At 73.6% G+C, this 6,144-nt stretch carries 5 protein-coding genes and 2 pseudogenes; all 7 read right to left on the reverse strand.

Annotated features, from left to right (window positions below):
• A partial coding sequence (locus tag FJ251_12555) for a hypothetical protein (protein ID MBM4118541.1) occupies nt 1–999 on the reverse strand: 999 nt, incomplete at its 3' end.
• Between the two features lie 117 nt (nt 1,000–1,116).
• Nucleotides 1,117–2,765, reverse strand: a pseudogene (groL, locus tag FJ251_12560) (chaperonin GroEL).
• A 70-nt stretch (nt 2,766–2,835) separates the two neighbouring features.
• Complete coding sequence (locus FJ251_12565) at nt 2,836–3,120, reverse strand: co-chaperone GroES (protein MBM4118542.1); 285 nt, start codon at nt 3,118–3,120, stop codon at nt 2,836–2,838.
• A gap of 154 nt (nt 3,121–3,274) precedes the next feature.
• Nucleotides 3,275–3,784: a hypothetical protein gene (locus FJ251_12570; protein MBM4118543.1), complete on the reverse strand. Its 510-nt coding sequence runs from the start codon at nt 3,782–3,784 to the stop codon at nt 3,275–3,277.
• A gap of 311 nt (nt 3,785–4,095) precedes the next feature.
• Nucleotides 4,096–4,752: pseudogene (locus FJ251_12575) on the reverse strand (type III pantothenate kinase).
• Between the two features lie 69 nt (nt 4,753–4,821).
• On the reverse strand, nt 4,822–5,646 hold the full coding sequence (locus tag FJ251_12580) for a biotin--[acetyl-CoA-carboxylase] ligase (protein MBM4118544.1): 825 nt from the start codon (nt 5,644–5,646) through the stop codon (nt 4,822–4,824).
• Nucleotides 5,643–6,144: nicotinate-nucleotide diphosphorylase (carboxylating) (locus FJ251_12585; GenBank protein MBM4118545.1), on the reverse strand; the 502-nt coding region annotated here is incomplete at its 5' end. The genes FJ251_12585 and FJ251_12580, both read right to left, overlap by 4 nt.

Genomic DNA, 6,144 nt, shown 5'->3' on the forward strand with positions numbered 1-6,144 from the left:
GGGGAAGGCCTCCCCCGGCGCGATCGTGGCCAGCTCTCCGCTCGCCGCGTCGGCGTAGTCGGCGAGGGCGCTCGGGCGATAGGCGTAGAGGTTGTGCGGCAGGCCGTCGGCGAAGTCGAGGGCGCTGGCCGCGAGCGGGAAGGCGAAGGGATTGGCGAGCGCGGTCCAGCCTGGCGCGAGCGGGAACTCGAGATCGGCGCTCAGCTCGGCGCTCTGCCCGGCGATCGCCACGAAGGCGGCCTGGGCGCTGCGCAGCCAGAAGCCTCGCCCCGCGGCGAGGGTGCCCGGGGAGTCCCCGCTCACCGGGTCGTAGACGAAGAGCTGCCAGCGCGGGGCGCCGTAGTCCCCGAGCGCCGGGCCGAAGATCAGCGCGGGATCGCCGCTGGCAGGCGCCAGTGGCAGGCCGAGAAAGTAGCTGCGCGGCGCGGCGCCGAGGGCAAAGGCCTCGTGGCCGGCGATGGGAATGCCGAAGCTCTCCAGCCCTGCGGCCGGGGCGCCCGCGGGCAGGCGCAGCGCAAAGGGTGGATCGGCGATCTCGACGAAGTACTGGATCCCGCGGGCGTCGAGCGCATCGCCGGGCAGCTGCGCGCCCCAGGCCAGGCCGCCGGGGGCGGGCTGCATGGGGAGCGCGGTGTAGCCCAGCTCGCCGCCGCGGCGGTAGTAGACCGTCGCGCTGCCCACGCTCTCGTCCAGGGCGAGCTGCAGCGCGCCGAGCTGGCCGCCCGCGCCCTCGTCGAGCAGCAGCGCGGCCGGCACGCCGCCGAACTCGCTGCCGACGAGCAGACCGGCGGCGCCGCCCGGACTGGACCAGGCGCCGCCGCCCAGCGGCTGGCCCAGGCAGAGCAGGAGACGGCAGTGGCTGCTGGCCGCATAGCCGCCCGCCGCGGGCAGGGCGACCCGCGTCGCGCCGGCCGGCAGCGGCACGAAAGCGACCAGGAGCAGGACGATCCCTGGCCAGTGGCGGCGGCGGTGATGGCAGAGGCTCGCGCAAACTCGCATCGCAGGCGGCGCTCCTGGGTCCGGGGATCCGCGGGCGGACACCCAGCAAGCCGCGCGCCATGAAAAAGCCCGGCCCCTCGCGGGACCGGGCTCGCTGTCCGCGGCGGGAAGCCGCGCCTAGTACATGCCGCCCATGCCGCCGCCGCCGGGCATCGCGGGCGCCTTGTCCTTCTCGGGGATGTCGGCGACGATGGTCTCGGTGGTCAGCAGCAGGCTCGCGATGCTCGCCGCGTTCTGCAGCGCGCTGCGCGTCACCTTGGCGGGATCGACGATGCCGGCCTTGAACATGTCCACGAACTGGCCGTTCGCGGCGTTGTAGCCCATGGCGCCCTTCTCGCCCATCACCTTCTGGACGATGACGGAGCCCTCGACGCCGCTGTTCTCGGCGATCTGGCGCAGGGGCGCCTCGAGCGCCTTGCGGATGATGTTGATGCCGACCTGGATCTCGCTGTCGGACTCCTTGATCGCGTTCAGGCCGGCGATGGCCCGGATGAGGGCGACGCCGCCGCCGGGGATGATGCCCTCCTCGACCGCCGCGCGGGTGGCGTTGAGGGCGTCCTCGACGCGCATCTTCTTCTCCTTCATCTCGGTCTCGGTGGCCGCGCCGACGTTGATCACCGCGACGCCGCCGGAGAGCTTGGCCATGCGCTCCTGCAGCTTCTCCTTGTCGTAGTCGCTCGTCGTGTCCTCGATCTGGCGCTTGATCTGGGCGACGCGCGCCTGCACGGCCGCACTCTTGCCGGCGCCCTCGACGAGCGTCGTGTTGTCCTTGTCGATCGTGATGCGCTTGGCCGTGCCGAGGTCGTTCAGCGTGGCGCTCTCCAGCTTGCGGCCGGCCTCCTCGGCGACGACCGTGCCGCCGGTGAGGATCGCGATGTCCTCGAGCATCGCCTTGCGGCGATCGCCGAAGCCGGGCGCCTTGACGGCGCAGACGTTGAGCGTGCCGCGGGCAGCTTGTTGACGACGAGGGTGGCCAGGGCCTCGCCCTCGATGTCCTCCGAGATGATGAGCAGGGGCTTGCCCGTCTGCGCGATCTTCTCGAGCACGGGCAGCAGGTCCTTCATGCTGCTGATCTTCTTGTCGTGGATGAGCACGGCCGCGTTCTCGAGCACGGCCTCCATGCGCTCGGCATCCGTGACGAAGTAAGGGCTGACGTAGCCGCGGTCGAACTGCATGCCCTCGACGACCTCCAGCTCGGTGGTCAGGCTCTTGGCCTCCTCCACCGTGATGACGCCGTCGCGGCCGACCTTGTCCATCGCCTCGGCGATGAGCTGGCCGATCGTCTCGTCGCTGTTGGCGGCGAGGGAGGCGACCTGGGCGATCTCCTCGCGGTTGCTCACCTCGTGGCTCTGGCTCTTCAGCGACTCGACTCGACGACCTGCTCGACGGCCTTCTCGATGCCCTTCTTCAGGTACATCGGGTTCACGCCGGCGGTCACGTTCTTGAGGCCCTCGGTCACGATCGCCTGGGCGAGCAGGGTGGCCGTCGTGGTGCCGTCGCCGGCGACGTCGTTGGTCTTGGTCGCCACTTCCTTGACGAGCTGGGCACCCATGTTCTCGTAGGGATCCTCCAGCTCGATCTCCTTGGCGATCGTCACGCCGTCATTGGTGACGGTCGGGCTGCCGAACTTCTTGTTTTAACTTCTTGTCGAGGATGACGTTGCGGCCGCGGGGGCCGAGGGTCACCTTCACGGCGTTGGCGAGCTTGTCCAGCCCGCGCTTGAGCGAATCGCGAGCGGCGATATCGAACTCGATCTGCTTGGCCATCTTTCCTTCTCTCCTTGGTCGTTGGATCGGCCCCTCGCCCTGCGCGGGGGCCCGGTGCGCGGGGCGGGGTCTAGAGGACCGCGAGGATGTCGCTCTCGCGCAGGATGATGTACTTCTCGTCGCTGATGGTCACCTCGGAGCCCGAGTACTTTCCGTAGAGCACGGTGTCGCCCTGCTTGACCTCGAGCGGCAGGCGGTCGCCGGCATCGGTGAGACGGCCGGGACCGATGGCGATGACCTCGCCCTTCTGGGGCTTCTCCTTGGCGGTGTCGGGGATGATGATGCCGCCCTTCTTGACCTCCTCCTCCTCGAAGGCCTTGACGAGGATCCGGTCAGACAACGGCTTGATGGACATGCTCCAACCTCCAGAGATCGTGGTCCGAGATGCGGCCCAAGACGGTGCGGACCGCACAGCCTATCGCATGGCATTGTAAGGGTTTGGCACTCGCGTTTGGCGACTGCTAATTCGACGCGGCGAATATAGACAGGGCCCCGGGGCGATGCAAGCCCTATCCCGCCGCTTTGTCCGTCTCGGGCAGCGGCAGGAGCGGGGAGGGCTGGAAGGCCCGGCGCCGCAGGGGATGGGCGTAGACCCGCGCCGGGTCGACGCGGAAGCGCCCCACCAGGTCGGCCCGGCCGAGGTGGAGGAAGTACTGCCGGCGGCTGGGCACCAGGGCCAGCTCCCCCTCCCAGAGCTGCTCCCCGAGGGCGAGCGCCGTGCGCACGACGACGCAATCGCCGAGCCCCTCGCCGAGCCGCGTGCGCCGGCGGTAGAACGCATAGACCTGTTTCACCCGCTGGCGGCCGCGGCCGACGGGCACCTCCAGCCGCAGGACGAGGCGCAGGCGCCCCTCTTCGTCGCGCAGGCGCCCGACGCGCTCGATGCGCTCGACGGCCAGGGTCGACAGCGCCGAGACCGGATCCACGAGGGCCTTGAGCGCGAGCCCCCAGGCCGGCAGACCCACGCGCTCCTTCCACCCGAGGCTGGGCAGATCCCGCCCGCGCTCACCGCTCGCCATGGCCCCTCCTTCCGCCGCCGGCGCCCGCGCCGCTGCCCGAGAAAGCGCTCAAGCGCCGCCCGCGCTTGCCGATACTCCCTTCGCGCGGGGGCCCGTGACGCTTCTCCCTGTGGGCCGCCGCCGCACTGCTCCACTGCTCCCGTGGCTGCGGGGGCAGGCTTCTCCCGGGATCCCGGCCCCCGTTCGCGGGGTCGGGATTCTTCATTGTGCCCCTGGCAGGGCTTGGTCGGCGAGGGCCGCCAAGCCGCGCAGGGTCCAGTCGGGCTCGAGCCGCGCTTCCCCCGCCTCGCCTGCCAGCGCGCGGCGAAGTCCGGCGCCCAGCCCCCCGTCAGGATCACCGCCGTCCCCGGCCAGCGCCGGCCGAGACGCGCGGCGTAGCCCTCGGCGGCGGCCAGCCCGCCCCAGAGCGCGCCGGCGGCCAGAGCCCTTCGCGTGCTGTCCCCCCAGGGCTCGGCCGTCCACTCCGGTGCGGCGGGCGGCAGCTGCGCCGTCCCCTGGGCGAGCGCGGCGAGCGCGAGGGCCGGCCCCGGCAGGATCGCGCCGCCGAGATAGCAGCCCGCGGGATCGACGAGGTCCACGGTCATCGCCGTGCCCGCGCCGATGAGGAGGGCCGGCGCGAGGCCCTCGGCCCAGGCCGCCGCCGCATTGCAGAGCCGGTCCGCGCCGAGCGTCCGCCGATCGGGCAGGGCGCAGGCGAAGGGCAGGGGGGCCTCGCTGCTCAGCTGCCAGCAGCGGGCGCCCCGCGCGGCGAGCCAGGCGAGGAGCCGGGCCGCCGCAGGCGGGTTTGCGCTGGCGAGGGCGGCGCGGCCGCCGGCCGCGGCCAGGGGCGCGGCCAGCGCCTCCGCCCCGGCCGCCCCGTCGGCGGCCCCCAGGCCGCCCCGTCGGCGGCCGGGACGGAGAAGCGCCCGCGGCCGCGGCCCTCCTCCCAGAGGAGTCCCTTCAGGCGGCTGTTGCCGAGGTCCAGGCAGAGCAGGGCGGCCACGGTTCTCCCTTCGCGCGGCACAGCGTAGCCGATCCGCGCGCGCGACGCCAGGCGCTCAGGCCCGGTCGCCCGCGGGCGGCCCGAGGCGCAGGCTGAGTTCGCCGGCCTCCAGACGCTCCTCCCCCGCCGGCCCCGACACGCGCAGCGCGCCGTCGGCCTCGACATCGAGCAGGCACAGGCGCCGGCCGCGGGCGTCCCAGGCTGCGGCCCCCCGGTGCGGCCAGCGGCGGCGCCACGCCTCGACGAGCCGCGCGTCGGCGCCGGGATCCGCGCCGGCGACGACGGCCAGTACGGTCTCCAATTCGGCGAGCAGCGCCGCCAGCAACTCGCCGCGCTCGAGGCGGCGCCCCGCGGCCTCGTCCAGGGAGGCCGCCGCCCCGCGCAGTTCCGGCGGGAAGTCCGCCGGCCCCTGGTGGACGTTGATCCCCAAGCCGAGGACGAGATGCCGGTAGCCGCCCGCGCTCAGGCGCGCCTCGCTGAGGATGCCCGCCACCTTGCGCTCGCCGAAGAGCAGGTCGTTGGGCCACTTGAGCAGGAGGGGGGCGCCGAAGCGGTCGGCTGCGCGGGCGAGGGCGAGCCCGGCGCCCAGGGCCAGGAGCCCGCCGCGCGCCGGTGGCCAGACGGGGCGCAGCAGCAGCGCGAGAAGCAGCGAGTCGCCCGGTCGGTCGCTCCAGACCCGCGTCTGCCGGCCGCGGCCCGCGCGCTGGTGCTCGGCGACGACGCAGGCGCCCGCCGGCGCGCCGGCCTCGGCGAGCGCATGCGCCGCGTCCATCGCGCTGTCCAGCTCGGCGTAGACGGCCAGCGGCCGACCGAGACCGCCGCTCAGCCGCGCGCTCCAGGCGGCTTCGCGCGCGGTCAGGCGCCGGCCGGATCCGCTCACGGCAAGCCGTCGATCTCGAGCGCGAGGTCGAGGGCGCCCGCGCTGTGCGTGAGGCTGCCCAGGCTCGCGGCCTCGACCCCGGCGTAGTGCGGATCGGCGAGGTCGGCGGGCTTCAGGCCGCCCGAGATCTCGAAGGCGGGCCCGCCGCCCAGGGTCTGGCGCAGGGCGACGGCCGCCGCCACGGCCGCGGGCGGGAAGTTGTCGAGCAGCACGCGCTGGATGCGGCCGCGCGCCGGGTGCTCGAGCAGCAGGCGCAGCTCCTCGAGGCTGTCGACCTCGACGAAGAGGGGCAGCGCGGGCGGCAGCGCCTCGAGGCGCGCGAGCACGGCGGCGAGACCGCCGAGGGCCGCCTTGTGGTTGTCCTTGACCATCAGCGCGTCATCGAGGCCCAGGCGATGGTTCTGGCCGCCGCCCAGGCGCACGGCGTACTTCTCGAGTCGGCGGTAGCCGGGCGTGGTCTTGCGCGTGTCGAGCACGGCGGGCCCGCAGCTGGCCGCG

This window comes from bacterium, from assembly GCA_016873475.1.
In the GTDB taxonomy this organism is placed as follows: domain Bacteria; phylum Krumholzibacteriota; class Krumholzibacteriia; order JACNKJ01; family JACNKJ01; genus VGXI01.